We start from the raw sequence: 21,257 nt of genomic DNA on the forward strand, positions 1-21,257 counted from the left end.
TCATCGGCGGTCGCATCGACCCGATCGGCGTGCTCGTCCAGCAGCGCCAGCAGCAACTGCTTACGCCGGTACCGGTAGTCCCGCAACGTCACCCGACTGGGGGCACCCATCACCCGTTCCAACGCCTCGTCATCCGAGGTCGGTTCGCTGATCCCCAGCTCCCGGAACCGGGCGTAGAGATCCTCGAGCTGGTCGTTGCGGCCCAGGGCCAGGGTGTAGAGCTCGTTCACGCGGTCGGAGGTTCCCGACAGCCGGCGGGTGTCCCCGGGTGGGGGCAGGAAGAACCACAGCAGCGGAACGTCGAACGCGCACGCGTAGGCCAGGATCTCCTGGGCGTCGAACTCCCGGCGCTTGCCGGCCGCCCAGGAGGTCTCGATTGCCGAGATGCTTGCCTGCGGCAACCGTTGCCCCAGAAAAGGCTCCAACCTGACCGCGGCCTCGTCCTGGGTCAGCCCGCGCAACTCCCGCGCCCGGCGGAAGTTGTAGGCGATCACCTCGTTCAGATCCGCCGGGCTCGCGTCAGTCGCCTCGCCGCGCTTGCCCCTTGGTGCCATGCTCCCCAAGCTACATCGTCCCCGAGCCATATTGACACTTGCAACAGCACATGTACCGTCATATTTGCCAGTCGTTATCCGTGGACATGCTGCAGGAAGTGTCAGCTCTTGAGTGGCCATCGCTGCCTCGACCGTCGCGCCTGGTTATCCACCCGGCTGGATAACCGGAGGCACCTTGCTGCCGCCACGCCGGGCGTCGATGTTGGGGCCCTCGGCGCGCACATAACAGCGAAAGCCGACCACCTAGGTGAGAGGAGAACCACCATCGCCACCATCGCGCCGCTGTGGACCATCAAGGACGTCTCGGAGTTCCTCGGCATCCCCGTGCAGACGCTGTACCAGTGGCGGCATCGCCATAGCGGGCCGCCGGCCTACCGCGTCGGTCGCCATCTCCGGTACGACCCGACGGCCGTGCTTGCCTGGCTCGAGGATGCCCACCGAGAGGCAGGCTGAAGATGGGCCACGTCGAAGACCGGTGGTACCGGGTCGTGGACGGAGTCCGCGAGGCCACTCCCTTGTGCGGCAAGGGAAGGCGCTACCGCGTCCGGTACACCGCACCCGACGGCTTGGAGCGGAGCAAGTCCTTCGCCGACCGCGAGAAGCGCTCTGCCGAGGCCTTCCTCGTCTCCGTCGAGTCGGACAAGCTCCGGGGCAGCTACATCGATCCGCGAGCCGGTCGGATCACCTTCAAGGCCTACGCCGACTCCTACGTCGCTTCCCAGACCTACGACGAGTCCACCCGAGAGGCTACGGAGTCCCGGCTGCGGGTCCACGTCCACCCGACCCTGGGCGCACGGGAATTGGGGTCGTTGCGGCCCAACCACATCCGCGAATGGGACCGGGCGCTTCAGGAACGCAACCTCGCCCCGACCTACCGGCGGGTGCTGTTCGCCAACATCTCCGCGATCCTCTCTGCCGCCGTCGACGACGAACGGATCGCCCGCAACCCGTGCCGCGCGAGCACGGTTCGGGCCCCGCGCTTGACGCCTCACCGCATCACGCCCTGGACGGTCGACGAGGTACTGGACGTCCGGGCCGCGATCGTCCATCGGTACCGGGTCGCGGTGACACTCGGCGCGGGATGCGGTTTGCGGCAGGGCGAGATCTTCGGCCTGGCCGTGGACGACGTCGACTTCCTCCGCGGAACTGTGCACGTGCGGCGGCAGGTCAAGATCGTTCGCAGCCGGTTGATCTTCGGCCCGCCGAAGGGGCGCAAGGTCCGGACGGTGCCGCTGCCGGAATCAGTCGCGTTGGAACTGGCCGCCCACACCGGGGCCTTCCCTCCGATCGACGTCGAGCTCCCTTGGGAGACCCCGAACGGGGCGCCTGTAACGGCACGGCCATTCCTGTACTCCCGCGAGCACAAAGCGCTCAACCGGAACTACATTCAACTCTTTGATCTGGAAACCGGCTCTGGAGGCGGCCGGGATCGAGCCGACCCGCGCGAACGGGATGCACGCCCTGCGCCACTTCTACGCCTCCACGCTGCTCGACGCGGGGGAGAGCATCAAGGCCGTCTCGGAGCACCTCGGGCACGCCGACGCCGGGTTCACCTTGCGGACCTACACCCACCTGATGCCCAACAGCGAGGAGCGCACGAAAAAGGCCGTCGACCGCGTGCTCCTCGGTGGGACGCTCGCGGCCGACGGCCTGGCGACGGCCTGGACCCCTGGCTGAGGGGTAAAGCCCCAGGTCAGAGCCTATGCAGGGCTAGATGTCGTAGTAGAGCTCGAACTCGTGCGGGTGCGGGCGCAGGCGGATCGGGTCGACCTCGTTGGCCCGCTTCCAGGTGACCCACGTCTCGATCAGGTCCGGGGTGAAGACGCCGGTGTCGGACAGGTAGGCGTGGTCGGCCTCGAGTGCGTCGAGCACCTTGGGCAGCGAGTCCGGGACCTGCGCGATCTCGGCCAGCTCGTCCGGCGGCAGCTCGTAGAGGTCCTTGTCGACCGGCACGGGCGGCTCGATCTTGTTCTTGATGCCGTCCAGGCCGGCCAGCAGCATCGCCGAGAAGGCCAGGTACGGGTTGCAGGACGGGTCCGGCACGCGGAACTCGATGCGCTTGGCCTTCGGGTTCGAACCGGTGATCGGGATGCGGATGCAGGCCGAGCGGTTACGGGCGGAGTAGACCAGGTTCACCGGGGCCTCGAAGCCGGGCACCAGCCGGTGGTAGCTGTTCATCGTCGGGTTGGTGAACGCCAGCAACGACGGGGCGTGGTGCAGCAGGCCGCCGATGTACCAGCGCGCCATGTCCGACAGTCCGCCGTAGCCGAGCTCGTCGTAGAAGAGCGGCGAGCCGTCCTTCCACAGCGACTGGTGGCAGTGCATGCCCGAGCCGTTGTCGCCGAACAGCGGCTTCGGCATGAACGTGACCGTCTTGCCGGCCTGGGCGACGACGTTCTTGACGACGTACTTGAACAGCATCACCTTGTCCGCGGACTTGGCGAGGGAGTCGAAGCGGTAGTTGATCTCCTGCTGACCGGCGGTGCCGACCTCGTGGTGGGCGCGCTCGACCTGCAGGCCAAGGGCGTCCAGCGCCATCGAGATGTCGTCGCGCATGTCGGAGAAGTGGTCGACCGGCGGAACCGGGAAGTAGCCACCCTTGTACGGGGTCTTGTGACCCTGGTTGCCACCCTCCTCGACGCGGCCGGTGTTCCAGGCGCCCTCGATGGAGTCGATGTAGTAGTACCCGGCGTTCTGCCTCGTCTCGAACCGGATGTCGTCGAAGATGTAGAACTCGGCCTCGGGCGCGAAGAACGCGGTGTCCGCGATCCCGGTGCTCTTGAGGTAGGCCTCGGCCTTCTTCGCGATCTGACGCGGGTCGCGGCTGTACGGCTCGCCCGTCAGCGGGTCCACGATGCTCATGTTGATGTTGAGCGTCCGGGCCGCGCGGAACGGGTCGATGTAGGCCGTGTCGAGGTCCGGGATCAGCTTCATGTCCGACTCGTGGATGGCCTGGAAGCCGCGGATCGAGGACCCGTCGAACATCTGGCCGTCGGTGAAGAAGTCCGCGCCGACCGACGCGGCCGGGACGTTGAAGTGCTGCATGACGCCCGGCAGGTCGCAGAAGCGCACATCGACGAACTTGACGCCCTCGTCCTTGATGTACTTCATGACCTCATCGGCGTTGTTGAACATTCGTCCTCCAGGTCCGGGGCCCGGACTGCCTCGATGGATTCATGGCCGTGCTTCGCCGCATTCTTTCGGGCGGGCCCAGCACTTCGCCACCCGGGTCCGATCGTGGACGAGGGCGTGGCCAGGAGTGTTTCGGCGAAGTTACGAATTTGCTCCATGGGGTCGGGGACGTGTCCGGGGCTGGTGGTTCGGCCGGGGGGTGCTCGGGCCGGTTACGGTTTGCGCATGGACCGACGGATGCTGGGCTCGTGGCTGTCCGGCCCGCGGTCGTTCGCCGAGGCCACCGGCACCTCCCTGGGCTATCCGGGGGAGCGCCTCGGACTGCCGCTGGAGGGCCGCAACTCGGTCGCCGGGTTCGGCCGACGCCTCGCGGCCACCACGATCGACTGGATCATCGCCTCCATGATCGCCAAGGGCCTGGCGCAGCACCCGAGCGCCGTGCAGCAGGTGTTCCTGACGCCCGCGGTCTTCGCGGTGCTCAACGTCGCGCTGGTGGCGACGATTGGTGCCGGGTTCGGCGGACGGTTGCTCGGGATCCGGGTCGCCCGCGTCGACGGTTCGAACCCGCCGCTGGTCTCGGTGATCCAGCGGACGTTCCTGATGTGCCTAGCGGTCCCGGCGCTGATCTGGGATCGCGACGGTCGCGGCGTCCACGACCGGTTCGCGCGCTGCGTGGTTGTCCAGCGCTGAGCGGGCGAACCCGGCCGTGAGCAGCCGTGCGTCAAAGGATGTACAGCATCTCCTGATAGGTCGGCAGCGGCCACAGGTCGTCGGCGACGACGGCCTCGAGACCGTCGGCAGCTGACCGCACCGCCGCCATCGCCGGTAGCAGCACCGTGCCCGCGTAACTCGCCTCGGCCGCCGGGTCGTGGCCGTGGTCCCCGGCCAACGCCGCACCGAGGTCGGCCAGGGCCGCCCGCAGCGCGGTGATCCAGGAGCTGATCGAGAGCAGGTCGGCGGTGTCGGCCTCGACCCCGGCCGCCTTGAGCGCGGCCAAGTTCGCGGCCAGCTCGGTCTGGTACCGGATCGCGGCCGGGAGCACCGAGGTGCTGCCCATCTCCAGGGTCAGCTTGGCCTCCACGCCGATCGTGAGCACGTACTGCTCCAGGCCGATCTCGTACCGGCTGTGCATCTCGCGGTGGGTGAAGACCTTGTACTTGTCGAAGAGATCCATGGCCTCCTCGCTCACCAGCTCCGGAAGCGAGTCCAGAGTCGGCCGCAGGTTCTTCAGGCCGCGAGCGGCCGCCTCGACCTGCCACTCCTCGGAGTACCCGTTGCCGTTGAACACCGAGGCGCCGTGGTTGGTGATCATCTCGGTGAGGATCGCCTGCACCGCGATGTTGAACTCGGTGCCCTCGGCCACCGCGGCCTCGAGGTAGGTGGCGATGTAGTCCAGGGCCTCGGCCAGGATCGTGTTGATCGTGGTCATCGGCCCGGCCACGGACTGCATGGAGCCCGGCGCGCGGAACTCGAACCGGTTGCCGGTGAACGCGAACGGCGAGGTCCGGTTACGGTCGCCCGGGTCGGTCGGCAGCGTCGGCAGGGTGTCCACGCCTGGCATCAGCGTGCCGCGGCCCTTGGACGAGGTGGCCGCGCCCTTGGCGATCTGGTCGAAGACGTCCGCGAGCTGGTCGCCGAGGAAGATCGAGATGATCGCCGGCGGTGCCTCGTTCGCGCCCAGTCGGTGGTCGTTCGACGCGGATGCGACCGACGCCCGCAGCAGGCCGCCGAACTTGTGCACGGCGCGGATGACCGCCGAGCAGAACACCAGGAACTGCGCGTTGTCGTGCGGGGTGTCGCCGGGCAGCAACAGGTTGCCGACGGTCGAGGAGCCCATCGAGAAGTTGCAGTGCTTGCCGGAACCGTTGACGCCGGCGAACGGCTTCTCGTGGAACAGGCACTCCATGCCGTGCTTCTTGGCCATGGTCTTGAACGTGCTCATCAGCAGCTGCTGGTGGTCGGCCGCGACGTTGGCCCGCTCGAACATCGGAGCGATCTCGAACTGGCCCGGCGCGACTTCGTTGTGCCGGGTCTTGGCCGGGATGCCGAGCTTGAAGAGCTCCCGCTCGACGTCGGCCATGAAACCGATCACGCGATCGGGAATGGCGCCGAAGTAGTGGTCGTCGAACTCCTGGCCCTTCGGCGGCTTGTGGCCGAACAGGGTGCGCCCGGCGTTCAGCAGGTCGGGGCGGGCCACGAAGAAGTGCCGGTCGATCAGGAAGTACTCCTGCTCGGCACCGCAGTAGGAAACCACGGTGCCCGGGTCGTGCCCGAACAGCTTGATGATGCGCGAGGCGTGGATCGCCATGGCCTGCTGCGAACGCAGCAGCGGCGTCTTGTAGTCCAGTGCCTCACCGGTCATCGAGACGAAGAACGTCGGGATGCACAGGGTCTTGCCGTTCGGGCTGTCCAGGATGTACGCCGGGCTGGTGACGTCCCAACCGGTGTAGCCGCGGGCCTCGAAGGTGGCGCGCAGGCCGCCGCTGGGGAAGCTGGATGCGTCCGGCTCGCCCTGGGTCAGGGTCTTGCCGGCGAACTCCGCGAGCGCGGTCCCGTCGCCGACCGGCTCGAGGAAGCTGTCGTGCTTCTCGGCCGTCAGGTGGGTCAGCGGGTAGAAGACGTGCGCGTAGTGGGTCGCGCCCTTCTCCAGCGCCCAGTCCTTCATGGCCGAGGCGACGGCGTCGGCGACCGACGGGTCGAGCGGGGCAGAGCGCTCGATCGTTGCCAGAGCCGACTTGTAGATGGCCTTCGGCAGGCGCTTCTGCATCACGGAGGTGCTGAAGACATTCCGGCCGAAGATCGCGCCCGGGGCCTCCTCCGGTTGGAAGCTGACGGCCGGCGGCACGTAGGCCTCGACGTCGCGGATGGCCTGCAGGCGGATCGGGTTACCACTCATGGGCGTCACTTTCGCGGACAGGACGACGAGGACGCCGCGACGCTAGCCGGGGTTACGGCGCCGTAGATGTCGCAATTGTTTCGAGGAAGCTTCGGTGTCCGCCGCGGGCTGTTGGCGAGGCGAGCCTCAGCGCGGGCGCGGGCCCTTGGGCATCTTGGCGCCCCGGGGCATCGGGCCCTTCGGGATCGGCATGTTGCTCATCAGGTCGCCGACGGCCCGCAGTCGGTCGTTGACCTGGGTGACCTCACGGGGCTTGAGCTTGCGGTCCAGCTTCATCACGTGCTTGGTGAGCTTGCGCAGCGGCACCTCGCCGGCGCCGTCTCCGACCACGATCTCCACGACCGGGGCGTCGGCGACGAAGCGGTTCATCCGCTTGCGCTCGGAGTCCAGCAGGGCTGTGAGCCCGCGCGCGGAACCCTCGCCGATCAGGATGATGCCGGGCCGACCGACTGCGCGATGCACCACGTCCTGGCTCTTGCTGACGGCCACCCCGGGGGTGATCGTGAGCCCGCCGCGGCGCATGGTCTGCAGCACCGAGGCCGCCGCCCCGGGTTGGCCCTCGATCTGCGCGTAGGCCGACTTCTGCACCCGGTTCCCGAAGGCAACCAGTACCGACAGGAAACCGGTCATCACCGCGAAGATGGCGCCGAAGATCACGTGGCCGATCAGCAGTCCGAGACCGAGGACCACGACGAAGTCGATTCCGAAGGCGACCAGCAGGACCAGCGGCAGCTTGGGGTCGGTCTTACGCGTGATCGAGTACGCGGTCTTCAGCTGCTGGATCTTGCCGCCCTCGGGAGCCGGGGGGCCGCTGTTCTTTGCCATGGCGCGAAGTTTACGCAGCCCGCAGCCCGCAGCCGACCTACCCGAACCCGTCTTCTGCTGCCTGTCCCACCTATCGCGGGCCCCGGACAGGTGGGACAGGCAGCAGATGTGGGTCAGGGTTCGCGGGAGGCGAGCGCTTCGCGGTAGAGCCGCCCGGCGCGGTAGGACGACCGGACCAGCGGGCCGGACATCACGCCGCGGAAACCCAGTTCGCGGGCGCGGTCGGCCAGCGCGTCGAACTCCTCCGGCGGGACCCACCGCTCGACCGGGTGGTGGCGGACGCTCGGGCGCAGGTACTGGGTGATCGTCAGCAGGTCGGTCCCGGCCGCGACCAACGCGGCCATGGTCTCGTCGACCTCGTCCGGGGTCTCGCCGAGTCCGAGGATCAGGTTGGACTTGGTGACCAGCCCGGCGGCCTGGGCGGCGGTGATCACCTCGAGCGAGCGTTCGAACCGGAACCCGGGCCGGATGCGGCGGAACACCCGGGGGACGGTCTCGATGTTGTGTGCGAACACCTCCGGGCCGGCGGCGAACACCTCGGCCAGCAGCTCCGGGACCGCGTTGAAGTCCGGGGCGAGCAGTTCGACGCCGCAACCCGGGATCGCCTCGTGGATCGCCCGCACCGTCTCGGCGTAGAGCCAGGCGCCGCCGTCCGGCAGGTCGTCGCGGGCCACCCCGGTCACGGTCGCGTAGCGCAGCTCCATCTTCGCGACCGACTCGGCCACCCTGCGCGGTTCGTCGCGGTCGAACTCGGCCGGCTTGCCGGTGTCGATCTGGCAGAAGTCGCACCGGCGGGTGCAGACATCGCCGCCGATGAGGAACGTGGCCTCCCGGTCCTCCCAGCACTCGAAGATGTTGGGGCAGCCGGCTTCCTGGCAGACGGTGTGCAGGCCTTCGTCGGCGACCAGGTTTCGCAGCGCGGTGTACTCCGGGCCGGTGCGCATCCGGGTCCGGATCCACGGCGGCTTGCGCTCGATGGGGCTCTCGGCGTTGCGGACCTCGAGCCGCAGCATCTTGCGGCCCTCGGGAGTGACGGTCATGACGGCACCGCCAGGGCGGTCGGGCCAGGTACTCGAGTTGATACCGCCAGGGATCCGCGGTCGATCCGTCCGGCGCCCAAGGCCTGGGCCATGTGCTGCTCCATCAGCGGGAGGACCTCGGCGACGGTGACCGGGCGGCCGAGTTCGGCCGACAGCGTCGTGACGCCGGCGTCGGAGATCCCGCACGGGACGATGCGGCTGAACCAGGACAGGTCGTTGTCGCAGTTGATCGCGAAGCCGTGCATGCTCACGCCGCGGGCGACCCGGATGCCGATCGCGGCCACCTTGCGGTCCGGCGTCCCGGGCACCCAGACGCCGCTGCGGCCGACGACGCGTTGCGTGGTCAGCCCCAGGTCGGCGCAGACCGCGATCATCGCGGCCTCCATCCGGCGCACGTGGTCGACGACGTAGACCCCGTCGGGCAGCTTGACGATGGGGTAGCCGGTCAACTGACCGGGCCCGTGCCAGGTGATCTTGCCGCCGCGGTCGACCTCGACGACCGGCGTGCCGTCCCACGGCCGGTCGGCCGGCTCGGTGCGTCGTCCGGCGGTGAACACGGACTCGTGCTCGAGCAGCAGCAGGGTGTCGTCGATCTCGTCGGCGGCCCGCTGCTCGTGCAGGTGCTTCTGCAACTCCCACGTCGGGACGTAGGGCACCGGCCCGGCGTCCAGGCTGGAGAGGCAGCGCAATATCTGCATGTCTTCGATGTTAGGCGGCCAGGGCCGCGCGCACGGCGGCCTCGACGGTGGGGTGGGTGAACGCGAACCCGGCGCGCTGCAGGACCACCGGGACCACCCGCTGGCTGCGCAGTGGCTCGTCCGCGAACTCCCCGAGCAGCAGGCGCATCCCGAACGCCGGGGCGGGCAACAGCGTCGGCCGGTGCAGGACCTGGCCCATGACTTCGGTCACCCCGGCGTTGGTCAGCGGCTCCGGGCCGGTCAGGTTCACCGGACCGGCCACCTCGGCGGCGGTGAGCAGGAACTGCCAGGCCCGCACCTCGTCGAGCAGTGAGATCGGGCTCCACCACTGCTTGCCGGAGCCGAGCTTGCCGCCGAGGCCCAGTTTGAACAGCGGGAACATGCGGGCCCAGGCGCCGCCGTCGGCCGAGACGACCAACCCGGTCCGGGCGTGCACGACCCGGACGCCGGCAGTCTCCGCCGGGGCGGTCGCCGCCTCCCACCGGAGGCACAACTGGGCCAGGAAGTCGCTGCCGGCCGGTGCGGTCTCGTCGAGGACCGCCTCGCCGCCCTCGCCGTAGTAGCCGATTGCCGAGGCGTTGACGAGCACGCTCGGCCTCGGGTCCAGCGCCGCGAGTGCGGTGGCCAGGGTGTGTGTGCTGCGCAGGCGGCTGTGGATGAGCACCCGTTTGTACTCGTCCGTCCAGCGTTTGTCGCCGACTCCGGCACCGGCCAGGTTCACCGCCGCCTGAACCCCCGTCAGTTTGCTTACGTCCAGGGGCTTCTCGGGGTCCCACGAGATCTCGTCGGGCGCCGTCGACTGCCGCCGGACCAGACGCAGCACCTCGTGCCCGCCGGCCCGCAGCGCGGTGACCAGGGCTCGTCCGATCAGTCCGGACGAGCCCGCCGCGACGATTTTCATCGGCGTACTACAGCCCCAACTCGGCCTCGAAGGCCGCTTCCTCGAGGCGCTGCTTCACGGTGGCCAGGAAGCGGGCCGCATCGGCGCCGTCGACCAACCGGTGGTCGTAGGTCAGCGCCAGGTAGACCATCGACCGGATCGCGATCGTCTCGCCGAGGTTCGGGTCGTCGAGCACCATCGCGCGCTTGACCACGGTGCCGGTGCCGAGGATGCCGACCTGCGGCTGGTTGATGATCGGGGTGTCGGTCAGCGCGCCCCGGCTGCCGGTGTTGGTCAGCGTGAACGTGCCGCCGCCCAGGTCGTCCGGGGTGATCTTGTTGTTGCGGGTGCGGGCCGCGATGTCGTTCATCGCCCGGGTGAGCCCGGCGATGTTCAACTCGTCGGCGTTGTGCACGACCGGGACGAGCAGGCCGCGCTCGGTGTCGACGGCCAATCCGAGGTGGACGTGGGGGTGGTAGGTGATCTCGCCCTTCTCGGTGTCGATCGAGGCGTTCAGCTTCGGGTGCGACTTCAGCGCCTCGATGGTGGCCTTGGCGAAGAACGGCAGGAAGCTGAGCTTCTGGCCCTCCCGCTGCTCGAACGCACCCTTGGCGTGCTCGCGGATCCGGGCGATGCGGGTGACGTCGACCTCGACCCAGCAGGACAGCTGCGCCGACACCTGGAGCGACTCGACCATTCGGGCCGCGATCACCTTGCGCAGCCGCGACATCGGCTGGGTGCCGCTGAGGTTCTGCGTGGAGGCCTGCATCGCCGCGGGGGCGGTCGAGGGCCGGGCGGCCGGAGCCGGGGCCGGCGCCTGCGGGGCCGGGGCCGGGGCCGCCGGAGGCGTTGGCGCCGGGGTGGCGGCCTGTGTCTGCTGGGCGTCCTGCGCGGCGCGGGCCGCGTCGAGGACGTCCTGCTTGCGGATGCGCCCGCCGACGCCGGTGCCGGACAGGCCGGCGAGGTCGATGTTGTTGTCCGCGGCCAGCTTGCGGACCAGCGGGGTCACGTAGCTGCTCACGTCGACGTCGGAATGCCCGTTGGTGCTGGCCGCCGGGGCCGGGGCGGGCGGCGGGGCCGGGGCCGGGGCGGGCGGCGGGGCCTGCGGGACCGGGGCGGCTGCGGCAGGAGCGGGCGGCGGGGGAGCGGCCGGGGCCGGTGCGGCGGGGGCCGGTGCGGCCGGGGCCGGCGCGGCGGCGGGTACGGAGCCCGCGGCTCCGATCAGGCCGAGCTGCACGCCGACCGCGACGGTCTGGTCGGCCTCGACGTCGATGCTCAGCAGGACGCCGGAAGCCGGGGCGGGGAGCTCCGTGTCGACCTTGTCGGTGGAGATCTCCAACAACGGCTCGTCCTCGGCGACGGTGTCGCCGATGTTCTTGAGCCAGCGCGTGACGGTGCCCTCGGTGACGCTCTCGCCGAGCGCGGGCAGCAACACCGGGGTGCCGCCGCCGGCGCCCGGAGCGGGCGCGACCGGTGCCGGTGCCTGCGGGGCCGGGGCCTGCGGGGCCGGGGCCTGCGGGGCGGTGGCGGTGGTGGGGACTGCGTCAGCCGGCCGCGCCGGGCCGGATGCCGACTCGCCTGCCTCCCCGATCACCGCGAGTTCCGCTCCGACGGCGACCGTCTCGTCCTCGGCGACGCTGATCTTGAGCAGCACCCCGGAGGCCGGGGCGGGGATCTCGGTGTCGACCTTGTCGGTGGAGATCTCCAACAACGGCTCGTCGGCGACGACCGCGTCGCCCTCCTTCTTCAACCAGCGCGTGACGGTGCCCTCGGTGACGCTCTCCCCGAGCGCCGGAAGGGTGACGGAGACCGGCATGGACGAGACTCCTTACGAGTTGATCGCGCTGGCTACTGCTTCGAACTGCGGTGCCGATCCGAACGCGGCGTCAACCGTGGGCGTGCAGGGGTTTGCCGGCCAGGGCCATGTGGGCCTCGCCGATGGCCTCGCCCTGTGTCGGGTGCATGTGGATCAGGGACGCGACCTCGCTGGGCAGGGCTTCCCAGTTGTAGATCAGCTGGGCCTCGGAGACGAGCTCGCCGGCCCGGGAGCCGACGATGTGCAACCCGACAACGGGGCCGTCGACCCGGCGGACCAGCTTCACCGCGCCCGCGGTGCGCAGGATCTGGCTCTTGCCGTTCCCGGCCAGGTCGTACACGACGGTCTCGATCGTGTCCGCGCCGTAGCGCTCCTTGGCCGCGGCCTCGGTCAGGCCGACCGAGGCAACCTCGGGCTCGGAGTAGGTGACCCGCGGGACACCGTCGTAGTCGATCGGGACGACCGGCAGCCCGGCCAGTCGCTCCGCGACCAGGATGCCCTCGCCGAACCCGACGTGGGCCAGCTGGAGGGTCGGGATCAGGTCGCCGACCGCGGAGATCGTCGGGACGCTGGTCTGGCACAGGGAGTCGACCTTGACGTAGCCGCGGTCCATCGCGACCCCGACCTCGGCGTAGCCGAGGCCCTCGGAGACCGGCCCACGACCGATCGCGACCAGCAGCAGTTCGGCCTCGACCTGTTTGCCGGTGTCCGTGCTGACGCGGACCCCGGTCTCGGTGTACTCGACACCGGTGAACCGGGCGCCGACCTCGAAGTTGATGCCGCGCTTACGGAAGGCCCGCTCCAGCAGCTTGGAGTTGTTCTCGTCCTCGGCCGGGACCAGGTGCGGCAGCGCCTCGATGATCGTCACCTCGGCGCCGAAGGACCGCCACACGCTGGCGAACTCGACGCCGATCACGCCGCCGCCGAGGACCACCACGGACTTGGGCACGTAGTCCAGCGTGAGGGCGTGGTCGGAGCTGAGGATCCGGTTACCGTCGATTTCCAGGCCGGGGATCGAGCGCGCGACCGAGCCGGTGGCCAGCACGACGTGCTTGCCGACGTAGCGGACACCGCCCGCCTCGACCGTGTTCGGGCCGGTGAGCTTGCCCTCGGCCTGGACCGTGACGATCTTGCGGCTCTTGATCAGCCCCTGCAGGCCCTTGTAGAGCTTGTTGACCACGCCGTCGCGGTAGGAGTTCACGCCGGGCATGTCGATGCCGTCGAAGGTGGCGCGGACGCCGAACTGCTCGCTCTCCTTCGCCAGGTCGGCGACCTCGGCCGCGTGCAGCAAGGCCTTGGTCGGGATGCAGCCCTTGTGCAGACAGGTCCCGCCGAGCTTGTCCTTCTCGATGAGGACGACGGACATCCCGAGCTGGGCCGCGCGCAACGCGCAGGCGTAGCCGCCGCTCCCGCCGCCGAGGATGACCAGGTCGTACTCGGAGCCGGCTGTCACGGCTATCTCCTTCGATGCTTGCGCTCAGGCGTCAGATGGTTTCCGACTGCCCTGCACAACGTTTGTGAACGCTCCAATCCTTCCACTTTGCGATCGGCCCTGCGCAGCCCGGTGGCGTCACAGTGGCGAACGTCTCCCGTGGCGGCGCGGACAAGGGGAGTCCCAAGCTCAGGACGGCATACTGGCGCGCATGCGATGGTTCCGCCGTAGGCAGCGGCCCGGCACGGTGCGCGGGGCCGACCTCACCGACCGCGACCACCTCGAGGCCTGGGCCAAGGCCCGGCGGGGGGTGGAGGCCTTTCTCGAGCCGCGGACCACGGTGACGGAGACCACGATGATGCTGATCGACGCCGAGGGGGAGTGGACCCGGCGCCGAGTGCCCAGCCCGGAGGTTGCCCGCGGGTTCGCCAAGCGCATCGGGATCCCCTGTTACGACATCGCGCTCACTGGGTACCCGCAGCGCAAGCGCGACTACGACGCCCGGCGCAACGCCGAGCGCCGCGCGAACTAGTCGCCGGCGACCCCGCCGGGTTCAGCTGGAGGTGGCGAGGTCCTCGGCGATCCGCACCAGAGTTCGCACCGCGATGCCGGTGCCGCCCTTCGGGGTGTAGCCCCAGGGCTCGGACTCGTTGAACGCCGTCCCGGCGATGTCCAGGTGGGCCCACTTGGTGCCCTCGGCGACGAACTCCTTGAGGAAGATCGCGGCGGTCAGCGCGCCGCCGAATCGCTCACCGATGTTGGCGAGGTCGGCGACCGACGACTTCAGGCCGGCCCGCAGCTCCTCCGGCAGCGGCATCGGCCACATCCGCTCGCCGGCGCGGTCGGCGGCGTCCTGGACCCGGGCGCGCAGGTCGTCGTCGTTGGACATGATCGCCGACGTCCGGCTGCCCAGCGCGATCACGACCGCGCCGGTCAGTGTGGCCACGTCGACCAGCACGTCGGGGGAGTCCTCACAGGCCCGGGCCAGTGCGTCGGCCAGGATCAACCGGCCCTCGGCGTCGGTGTTCAGGACCTCGACGGTCTTGCCGGAGTACATCGTCAGCACGTCGGACGGGCGCTGCGCGGTGCCCGAGGGCATGTTCTCGACCATCGGTGCCCAGGTGGTGACGTTCACCGGGAGCTTGAGCCGGGCGATGGCACGGGTCGCAGCCATTACCGCGGCGGCGCCGCCCATGTCGCACTTCATCGTGATCATCGCGTCGGCCGGCTTGAGCGACAGGCCTCCGGAGTCGAACGTCACGCCCTTGCCGACCAACGCCAGGTGCGCCTTGGCCTTGGGGTGACGCCACGTCAGTTTCACCATCCGCGGCGGGCTGCTGGAGCCCTGCCCGACGCCGATGATGCCGCCGTAACCGCCCTTCTTCAGGGCCTTGTCGTCCATCACCTCGACCTTGATGCCGGTCACCGCGCCCACGTTGGCGGCCTCGCCGGCAAGATCCGCGGGCCGCAGGTCCGACGGCGGGGTGTTGACCAGGTCGCGCACCAGGGCCACGGCCTCGGCGAGGACCTCGGCCCGGCTCACCGCGGCCTTCGTGGCAGCCGCGCCGGCCGACGCGGTGCACACCGTGATCGCGGCCACCGGGGGCTTCTCGGCCGAGGCGTTGCCCTCGCTGCGGTAACGCAGGTACGCGTAGGCACCGAGCAGCGCCCCCTCGGCCACGGCGCCGACCGCGTCGGCGTCGGCGTCCGGCAGCGAGACGGCCACCGACCGGGTGCCGGCCAGCGACCGGGTCGCGGCACCGGCGGCGCGGCGCAGGGTCTCGTTGTCCCACCCGGCCCGACCGGTCGGTGCCTTGCCCAGGCCGACGATCACGACCACCGCAGCCGCGATCTTGCTGCCACCGGGCAACTTGGCGACCACCTCGGCCTTGCCGTCGTGCCCGAGCGCGCTCAGCAGCGCTGGCAGTTTCGTGCCCAACGCGGCCTCGACGGCCTTCGCGCCGTCGGTGAGGACCGGGCCGCGCGGCCCGGCGGCCACCCCGACCACCACGGCGTCCGCCTTGACCTCGGTGACCGCCTTGTTGCTCAGGGAGATCGTCGCCACTGCGGTCCTCTGCTCGGGTTGCAATCGGGATGAGCCCCCGATGTTAGTGTTCCCGTCGGTCAACAGGCTTCAATCGGCTCGGGAGCCACGAGCGGCTCGCAGGCTCGCTGCTCCCGCTCCGCTCGCCTCAATCGCCTGTAGCGTCATCGCTCGTGACCGCCGTTGCGCCGCTGCGCCGCTCCCCGCTGTACGAACACCACCGGGCGTTGGGGGCGAAACTCGCGGACTTCGGCGGGTGGGAGATGCCCATCGATTACGGGGCCGCGCCGATGAAACTGGGTGTGGTCGCCGAGCACACCGCGGTCCGTACCGGCGTCGGCGTGTTCGACGTCAGCCACCTGGGCAAGGCCACCGTCCGCGGACCGGGTGCCGCGGAGTTCGTCGACTCGTGCCTGACCAACTCGTTGGCCCGGATCAAGCCCGGCCAGGCGCAGTACACGCTGTGCTGCGAGGCGAGCGGCGGCATCGTCGACGACTTGATCGTCTACCTGCGCGACGACACCGATCTGCTGCTGGTCCCGAACGCGGCCAACACCGCCGAGGTGGCCCGACGGCTGGCCGCGGCCGCCCCGACCGGCGTGGAGGTCCGCGACCGGCACACCGAGTTCGCAGTGCTGGCCGTGCAGGGCCCGGATGCCGATCGCCTGCTCGGGCAACTCGGACTGCCGGTCGGCCACGACTACATGAGCTTCGTCGACGGGAACTGGAACGGACGACCGGTGACGGTGTGCCGCAGCGGCTACACCGGCGAGCGGGGCTACGAGGTGCTGCCCCGTTGGGGCGACGCGGCACCGCTGTGGGAGGCGCTGCTGGCGGCCGGCGGGACACCGTGCGGGCTCGGCGCCCGCGACACCCTGCGCACCGAGATGGGCTACCCGCTGCACGGCCAGGACATTTCGCTCGACGTGAGCCCGGTGACCGCGGGCCTGGGCTGGGCCGTCGGCTGGGACAAGCCGGAGTTCTGGGGCCGCGACGTTCTCGCCGCGGAGCGGGCCGCCGGGCGCACCCGGCGACTCGTCGGGGTGGAGGCCCTGGACCGGTCCATCCCGCGCCCGCACATGACCGTGCTCGGCGACGGCGCCGCGGTCGGCGAGGTCACCTCCGGTACGTTCTCGCCGACCCGGAAGGTCGGCATCGGGCTGGCGTTGCTGGCGGCCGGGATCGCCGACGGCACCGAGGTCAGCGTCGACGTCCGCGGCCGGCCGGGCGCGTTCCGGGTGGTCAAGCCGCCGTTCGTGCCCTCGCACGTTCGCTGAGTCGGCCCGGTCAGTCGAGGACGCCCACGTAATAGCTGTACGGGGCGGTCGACAGCACGATCAGCACGACCGTGGTTCCGACCTCCACCACGGCGCCGAGCACGTCGCCGGTGATCCCGCCGAACCGGGCCAGGCACCGGCGCAGCAGCCCCTCGACCGCGGCCCAGGCCAGCAGTGCAGCCGCGGCGGCGCGGAACCAGCCGAAGCTCGACCCACCGGCGGCGGTCACGGCCGCGACCACGGCGATCAGCGTTCCGAGCGCCACCAGCGGGTCCACCGACCCGGCCACCGTTGCGCCCAACCCGTCCGGACGTGCCGCCCTGACGCCGGCCCGGCAGGCCCACGGCAGGTTGCCCCGGCCGACTGTGGCGGCCAGCGCGAGCATCAGCACCACCCGGCCGCTGCGGCCCCGGCCCATCTGGTCGGCCAGCGCAGCGGACTGGACCAGCAGCGTGAGGCCCAGCGTCACCACGCCGAAGGCGCCGACGTGCGGGTCCTTCATCGCCGCCAGCGCCCGGGCCGGGTCGCGTCCGGTGCCCAGGCCGTCGGCGGTGTCGGCCAGGCCGTCCAGGTGCATGCCGCGGGTCAGCAGGGCGAGCAGCCCGACCGCGATCGCGGCCGCGACCAGGGCCGAGGTCTGCACCCGCAGGGCCAGCCAGCCGGCCCCGCCGCAGATCGCGCCGAGCCCGGCCCCCACCAACGGCGCGAACAGCATCGCCGGCCCGGCCGTCCGCCGATCCGTCCGCACCGGCCCGACCGGCAGGACCGTGAACGTTCCGAGCGACAGCCGCAGGCCCTCGCGCAGGTTCACCAGCCCGCCGACCGGCTCGGGCTGGGCGTCGCCGGTCACGTGAGTCCCGCGTCGGTCAACGTCAGCAACCGGCCCGCGACGACCAGCGCGACCTCGTCGGAGGCCGACGCGACCGCGGTGTTCAACCGGCCCAGGCGGTCGCGGAACAGCCGGCCGGCGGGTGTCGCGGGCACGACCCCCAGCCCGACCTCGCTGCTGACCGCGATCACGTAGCCGGGCGCGGTGCGCCAGGCCTGCACCAGCGCCGCGCACCGGCGGTCCACCTCGGCGGTGGCACCGGGGGCGTCGTCCCACGCGCCGGCCTCGTCGAGCACCCGGGTCAGCCACAGGCTCAGGCAGTCGACCAGCGCCACGCCCGGCCGGCCCAGCTCCGCGGCCACGTCCCCGGTCTCCACGGTGTGCCAGTGCGCCGGCCGTCGGGAGCGGTGCTCGGCGACCCGGAGGGCCCACTCGGCGTCGTCCGGGCGATGCGGGGCCGTGGCCACGTACCGGACCCCGGCCGGACCGGCCACCACTGCCGCCCGGGTCTCGGCGGCCACCGACTTTCCGGACCGGGCACCGCCCAGGAAGAGCACGCGCCGCGCGCCGGCGTTCGCTGAACTGTCCATGACAGTCGTTAGCCTGCCTCAGGGAGTTCGGGCGTGGCGTGGAAGGGATCGGATGATGGCCTGGAGCTGGCGCTACGAGCGGTCGGATGGCAGTGAGGTGCTGCCGGTGGCCGGCACGGTCCCGCAGTTCCCGACCCAGGCCGACGCGGAGAGCTGGGTCGGCGAGGTCTGGCGTGAGCTGCTCGACCAGGGCGTCGACGCGGTGACGTTGCTGGAGAACGGCAGCCGCATCTACGGGCCGATGTCGCTGCACCCGGCCGAATAGGCCGGGTCAGCCCCGCAGCTTGCGCCGGGCCACGGCCGCCCGCGGGGTCCGCATCCGGCGGACGAGCATCGCGCGCATGAACGCGTACAGTGTGTCGCCCTTGCGGGGCTCGTTCGGGAACTTCTCCCCGACCTGGCGCCGCAACTTGCGGGTCCAGATCAGTGAGTCGACGGCGATCACCGGTATCAGCGCGATCCAGATCAGCACCGACAGGGCGCGACCGGCGTTGCCCAGCATGCTGACCACCAGGATCAGCACCGCGGACGGCAGGAACAGCTCCGCGGCGGTGAACCGGGTGTCGATCCAGTCGCGGATGAAGCGCCGCCGTGGGCCGACGTCGCGGGTCGTCAGGTAGCGCTCCTCGCCGCGCATCATGCCCTCGTTGCGGGCGCGCCGTTCGCTCATGGCCCGTTGCCGATCGACTTTACGGGCCAGCTTCGGGTCGCTGGGCCCCTTCACCCGCTCGCGGCGCTCGCGCTCGGCGTCGCGGCGCTTCGGGGTCGCGTGGCCCTTGCCAGAACCCAGGGGTTCCTCGACCACCTCGGTCGTGGTCTTGTCGCGGCGGGTGAACACGGGACAAGCGTATCCGCGCGCGTGGCGTCCCTGCCCGCCCGCGTATGAGAGTGCCCCGCCAGATCATCGATGATCGGCGTGCCCCGGCCCCTTAGGGTTTGCGCATGCCCGCCGAGGAGTTCGACGACACCCGCCTCGACGACCCCGAGTCGCTCGCCGTGGTCGACAGCGCCCTGCGTGGCCTGGCCGAGGCCGGTGCCCGTGTGCGTCACGAGGTCAACGCCGCCACCGATGCGATGGCCGCCCTCGGCGACCTGCCGCGCCCCCGCGCAGTGGTGGCCGCGGGCGCCGACGCCCGACTGCTGCGGGCCGTGCTCGAGCCGTGGTGCCCCGTGCCGTTCGTGGCCTGGCCCGGGCCGAGCCTGCCCGGATGGGCGGGCGCGCTCGACCTGGTCGTGGTGATCGCACCCGGTTCGCACAGCCCCGAGGCGGCCGGCGCCGCAGCCGAGGCGGTCCGCCGAGGCTGTGGGTTGCTGGTCTCGGCGCCGGCCACCTCGCCGCTGGCCGAGACGTCGGCCGGGCGCTCCACGGTGCTGCTGCCGACCCAGACCCCCGACGTGCTGGCGGTGGCCGTCGTGTCGCTGCAAGCCCTGCACTGCCTGGGCCTCGGCCCCGAGGTAGACGCCGAGGAGGTGGCCACGGCGCTGGTCGACACCGCGATGCGCTGCGGGCCGCGCAACAACCTCTCGGCCAACCCGGCCAAGGACATCGCGGTGCTGCTGGCCGACGCCACCCCGTTGGTGTGGGGCGGCTCGGTGCTGGCCGCTCGGGCCGGACGACGGTTCGCGGAGGCGCTGCGCAAGGCCACCGGTCGTACCGCGCTTGCTGCCGATGCCGAGCACCTGATGCCGTTGATCCGGTCCGCACCTCGGCACGACACATTCGCCGACCCGTACGACACCGAGTCGCAGGCCCGACCGGTGCTGCTGACCCTGGACGACGGCTCCGACGACCCGGCCATCCGGATCCGTCGCGGCCGGTTGCTGGCCGAGGCGGAGGCGAACGGGGTCCGCCACCGGGCGGTCTCGTGCGTCGAGGGTGGGGCGGTGAGCCGTTACGCGGCGCTGCACTCCACGGGCCAGTACGCGGCGCTCTACCTCGGGCTCGGCCTGGGTGTGGCCCGCCCCTCCCAGGTCTGACGCTGAGTCAGATCGGTCTCCTGGCATGGGTGCTCCTTCGTCGCGCCCATGCTCAGTTCGCCCTCGGCGTCAGATCCCAGGCAGGGCGAGCATCTGGTCCAGTGCGGCGCGGGCCGCCGCGGTGGTCTCCGGGTCGACGGTGATCACGTTGCGCACCGCGCCGGCCACCAGCGACTCCAGTGTCCAGACCAGGTGCGGCAGGTCGATCCGGTTCATCGTCGAGCAGTAGCAGACGGTCGAGTCCAGGAACGTGACCTGCTTGTCCGGGTGAGCCGCGGCCAGTCGGCGGACCAGATTCAGCTCGGTCCCGACCGCCCAGGCCGAGCCGGCCGGGGCCGCGTCCAGCACCCGGATGATGTGCTCGGTCGAGCCGACCTGATCGGCGGCGCTGACCACCTCGTGGGTGCACTCCGGGTGCACCAGCACGTTCACCCCGGGGATCCGGGCCCGGACGTCGTCCACGTTCTTCAGGGTGAACCGGCCGTGCACCGAGCAGTGGCCGCGCCACAAAATTATCCGGGCGTCGCGCAACTGACCTTCCATCAGGCCGCCGCCGGGCCGGTGCGGGTCGTAGACCACACAGTCGTCCAGGCTCAGCCCCAGGTCGCGGACCGCGGTGTTACGGCCCAGGTGCTGGTCGGGCAGGAACAGCACCTTCGCGCCCTGGGTGAACGCCCACTCCAGCGCCCGCCGGGCATTCGACGAGGTGCAGATGGTACCGCCGTGGCGACCGGTGAACGCCTTGATCGCCGCCGAGGAGTTCATGTACGAGACCGGGACGGTCGTGGCTGCGACGCCGGCGTCGCTCAGCACGTCCCAGGCGTCGTCGACCTGGTCGGGCGAGGCCATGTCGGCCATCGAGCAGCCGGCCGCCAGGTCGGGCAGGATCACCCGCTGCGAGTCCGCCGTGAGGATGTCCGCGGACTCGGCCATGAAGTGCACGCCGCAGAACACGATGAACTCGGCCGCCGGTTGCGCCGCGGCTTCGCGGGCCAGCTTGAACGAGTCGCCGGTCACGTCGGCGAACTCGATGACCTCGTCGCGTTGGTAGTGGTGACCGAGCACGAACACCCGATCGCCCAGGGCGGCTTTCGCGGCCGCGGCCCGCGCGGTCAACTCGGGGTCGGCGGCCGGTGGCAGATCACCCGGGCACTCGACACCGCGCTCGGAGAACGGGTCGGCCGCGCTGCCGACCAACAAGGTCAGTGGAACCGCGGTCACGGACACCCCCGGGGCGAGAACGAAGGTCAATGCTGTCACGTACAAC

Annotated in this window: 21 protein-coding genes; 7 read left to right on the top strand and 14 right to left on the bottom strand. The window is 70.8% G+C overall.

Annotated features, from left to right (window positions below):
- The coding region (locus tag VHU88_22685) for a helix-turn-helix transcriptional regulator (GenBank protein HEX3614510.1) at positions 1-554 on the bottom strand (554 nt) is incomplete at its 3' end.
- 108 nt (positions 555-662) lie between these two features.
- Here VHU88_22685 and VHU88_22690 point away from each other — a divergent pair.
- Together VHU88_22690 and VHU88_22695 are read left to right on the top strand one after the other, a co-directional pair.
- Positions 663-1,007, top strand: coding sequence for a helix-turn-helix domain-containing protein (locus VHU88_22690; GenBank protein ID HEX3614511.1), 345 nt, complete (start codon positions 663-665; stop codon positions 1,005-1,007).
- A 942-nt stretch (positions 1,008-1,949) separates the two neighbouring features.
- Positions 1,950-2,231, top strand: a complete 282-nt coding sequence (locus VHU88_22695; GenBank protein ID HEX3614512.1) for a tyrosine-type recombinase/integrase — start codon at positions 1,950-1,952, stop codon at positions 2,229-2,231.
- Between the two features lie 33 nt (positions 2,232-2,264).
- On the opposite strand, the gene glnA is transcribed toward VHU88_22695, so the two are convergent.
- Positions 2,265-3,689, bottom strand: a complete 1,425-nt coding sequence (gene glnA / locus VHU88_22700; GenBank protein ID HEX3614513.1) for a type I glutamate--ammonia ligase — start codon at positions 3,687-3,689, stop codon at positions 2,265-2,267.
- Between the two features lie 222 nt (positions 3,690-3,911).
- Here glnA and VHU88_22705 point away from each other — a divergent pair, with 222 nt between their 5' ends.
- A complete protein-coding gene (locus tag VHU88_22705) occupies positions 3,912-4,376 on the top strand; it encodes an RDD family protein (GenBank protein ID HEX3614514.1) in 465 nt (154 codons plus the stop codon).
- A gap of 31 nt (positions 4,377-4,407) precedes the next feature.
- Here the strand turns inward: VHU88_22705 and VHU88_22710 are convergent, their stop codons facing one another.
- From VHU88_22710 to lpdA, 7 genes are all read right to left on the bottom strand, one after another.
- Positions 4,408-6,582: a glutamine synthetase III gene (locus VHU88_22710; GenBank protein ID HEX3614515.1), complete on the bottom strand. Its 2,175-nt coding sequence runs from the start codon at positions 6,580-6,582 to the stop codon at positions 4,408-4,410.
- 126 nt (positions 6,583-6,708) lie between these two features.
- Complete coding sequence (locus VHU88_22715) at positions 6,709-7,407, bottom strand: DUF4191 domain-containing protein (GenBank protein HEX3614516.1); 699 nt, start codon at positions 7,405-7,407, stop codon at positions 6,709-6,711.
- Positions 7,408-7,520: 113 nt separating this feature from the next.
- Entirely contained in the window at positions 7,521-8,447 is a 927-nt protein-coding gene (gene lipA, locus VHU88_22720; protein HEX3614517.1) for a lipoyl synthase, read from the bottom strand.
- Entirely contained in the window at positions 8,444-9,145 is a 702-nt protein-coding gene (gene lipB / locus VHU88_22725; GenBank protein ID HEX3614518.1) for a lipoyl(octanoyl) transferase LipB, read from the bottom strand. The genes lipA and lipB overlap by 4 nt, the downstream gene beginning before the upstream one ends.
- 10 nt (positions 9,146-9,155) lie before the next feature.
- Positions 9,156-10,046 carry a TIGR01777 family oxidoreductase gene (locus VHU88_22730; protein ID HEX3614519.1) on the bottom strand — a complete coding sequence of 297 codons (891 nt, stop codon included), beginning with the start codon at positions 10,044-10,046 and terminating at the stop codon, positions 9,156-9,158.
- A gap of 7 nt (positions 10,047-10,053) precedes the next feature.
- The gene (gene sucB, locus VHU88_22735) at positions 10,054-11,841 is read right to left on the bottom strand and encodes a 2-oxoglutarate dehydrogenase, E2 component, dihydrolipoamide succinyltransferase (GenBank protein HEX3614520.1); all 1,788 of its coding nucleotides are present in this window, start codon (positions 11,839-11,841) and stop codon (positions 10,054-10,056) included.
- A 70-nt stretch (positions 11,842-11,911) separates the two neighbouring features.
- Positions 11,912-13,294 carry a dihydrolipoyl dehydrogenase gene (lpdA, locus tag VHU88_22740; protein HEX3614521.1) on the bottom strand — a complete coding sequence of 461 codons (1,383 nt, stop codon included), beginning with the start codon at positions 13,292-13,294 and terminating at the stop codon, positions 11,912-11,914.
- A 190-nt stretch (positions 13,295-13,484) separates the two neighbouring features.
- Between lpdA and VHU88_22745 the strand changes: the two genes are divergently transcribed.
- Positions 13,485-13,805, top strand: a complete 321-nt coding sequence (locus tag VHU88_22745) for a hypothetical protein (GenBank protein ID HEX3614522.1) — start codon at positions 13,485-13,487, stop codon at positions 13,803-13,805.
- 21 nt (positions 13,806-13,826) lie between these two features.
- On the opposite strand, the gene VHU88_22750 is transcribed toward VHU88_22745, so the two are convergent.
- Entirely contained in the window at positions 13,827-15,338 is a 1,512-nt protein-coding gene (locus VHU88_22750) for a leucyl aminopeptidase (GenBank protein ID HEX3614523.1), read from the bottom strand.
- Between the two features lie 152 nt (positions 15,339-15,490).
- Between VHU88_22750 and gcvT the strand changes: the two genes are divergently transcribed.
- A complete protein-coding gene (gene gcvT / locus VHU88_22755; protein HEX3614524.1) occupies positions 15,491-16,594 on the top strand; it encodes a glycine cleavage system aminomethyltransferase GcvT in 1,104 nt (367 codons plus the stop codon).
- 10 nt (positions 16,595-16,604) lie between these two features.
- Here gcvT and VHU88_22760 read toward each other — a convergent pair whose 3' ends face one another.
- On the bottom strand, positions 16,605-17,444 hold the full coding sequence (locus VHU88_22760; GenBank protein ID HEX3614525.1) for an adenosylcobinamide-GDP ribazoletransferase: 840 nt from the start codon (positions 17,442-17,444) through the stop codon (positions 16,605-16,607).
- Positions 17,441-18,013: a bifunctional adenosylcobinamide kinase/adenosylcobinamide-phosphate guanylyltransferase gene (locus VHU88_22765; GenBank protein HEX3614526.1), complete on the bottom strand. Its 573-nt coding sequence runs from the start codon at positions 18,011-18,013 to the stop codon at positions 17,441-17,443. The genes VHU88_22760 and VHU88_22765 overlap by 4 nt, the downstream gene beginning before the upstream one ends.
- A gap of 55 nt (positions 18,014-18,068) precedes the next feature.
- On the opposite strand from VHU88_22765, the gene VHU88_22770 reads away from it, so the two are divergent.
- A complete protein-coding gene (locus VHU88_22770; protein ID HEX3614527.1) occupies positions 18,069-18,278 on the top strand; it encodes a hypothetical protein in 210 nt (69 codons plus the stop codon).
- 6 nt (positions 18,279-18,284) lie between these two features.
- Here the strand turns inward: VHU88_22770 and VHU88_22775 are convergent, their stop codons facing one another.
- Entirely contained in the window at positions 18,285-18,851 is a 567-nt protein-coding gene (locus VHU88_22775) for a DUF3043 domain-containing protein (protein ID HEX3614528.1), read from the bottom strand.
- Positions 18,852-18,955: 104 nt separating this feature from the next.
- Here VHU88_22775 and VHU88_22780 point away from each other — a divergent pair, with 104 nt between their 5' ends.
- Positions 18,956-19,990, top strand: coding sequence for an SIS domain-containing protein (locus VHU88_22780; GenBank protein ID HEX3614529.1), 1,035 nt, complete (start codon positions 18,956-18,958; stop codon positions 19,988-19,990).
- A 69-nt stretch (positions 19,991-20,059) separates the two neighbouring features.
- On the opposite strand, the gene nadA is transcribed toward VHU88_22780, so the two are convergent.
- Positions 20,060-21,211 carry a quinolinate synthase NadA gene (gene nadA / locus VHU88_22785; protein ID HEX3614530.1) on the bottom strand — a complete coding sequence of 384 codons (1,152 nt, stop codon included), beginning with the start codon at positions 21,209-21,211 and terminating at the stop codon, positions 20,060-20,062.
- Positions 21,212-21,257 lie beyond the last annotated feature (46 nt).

The organism is Sporichthyaceae bacterium (genome assembly GCA_036269075.1).
Taxonomy (GTDB): domain Bacteria; phylum Actinomycetota; class Actinomycetes; order Sporichthyales; family Sporichthyaceae; genus DASQPJ01.

Excerpts from the sequence above, each read along its gene's own strand:
- VHU88_22715 (HEX3614516.1), bottom strand. The coding sequence starts at position 7,407 with ATGGCAAAGAACAGCGGCCCCCCGGCTCCCGAGGGCGGCAAGATCCAG.
- sucB (HEX3614520.1), bottom strand. The coding sequence starts at position 11,841 with ATGCCGGTCTCCGTCACCCTTCCGGCGCTCGGGGAGAGCGTCACCGAG.
- VHU88_22710 (HEX3614515.1), bottom strand. The coding sequence starts at position 6,582 with ATGAGTGGTAACCCGATCCGCCTGCAGGCCATCCGCGACGTCGAGGCC.
- lipB (HEX3614518.1), bottom strand. The coding sequence starts at position 9,145 with ATGCAGATATTGCGCTGCCTCTCCAGCCTGGACGCCGGGCCGGTGCCC.
- VHU88_22745 (HEX3614522.1), top strand. The coding sequence starts at position 13,485 with ATGCGATGGTTCCGCCGTAGGCAGCGGCCCGGCACGGTGCGCGGGGCC.
- glnA (HEX3614513.1), bottom strand. The coding sequence starts at position 3,689 with ATGTTCAACAACGCCGATGAGGTCATGAAGTACATCAAGGACGAGGGC.
- VHU88_22770 (HEX3614527.1), top strand. The coding sequence starts at position 18,069 with ATGGCCTGGAGCTGGCGCTACGAGCGGTCGGATGGCAGTGAGGTGCTG.
- VHU88_22765 (HEX3614526.1), bottom strand. The coding sequence starts at position 18,013 with ATGGACAGTTCAGCGAACGCCGGCGCGCGGCGCGTGCTCTTCCTGGGC.
- lipA (HEX3614517.1), bottom strand. The coding sequence starts at position 8,447 with ATGACCGTCACTCCCGAGGGCCGCAAGATGCTGCGGCTCGAGGTCCGC.
- VHU88_22705 (HEX3614514.1), top strand. The coding sequence starts at position 3,912 with ATGGACCGACGGATGCTGGGCTCGTGGCTGTCCGGCCCGCGGTCGTTC.
- VHU88_22780 (HEX3614529.1), top strand. The coding sequence starts at position 18,956 with ATGCCCGCCGAGGAGTTCGACGACACCCGCCTCGACGACCCCGAGTCG.
- VHU88_22730 (HEX3614519.1), bottom strand. The coding sequence starts at position 10,046 with ATGAAAATCGTCGCGGCGGGCTCGTCCGGACTGATCGGACGAGCCCTG.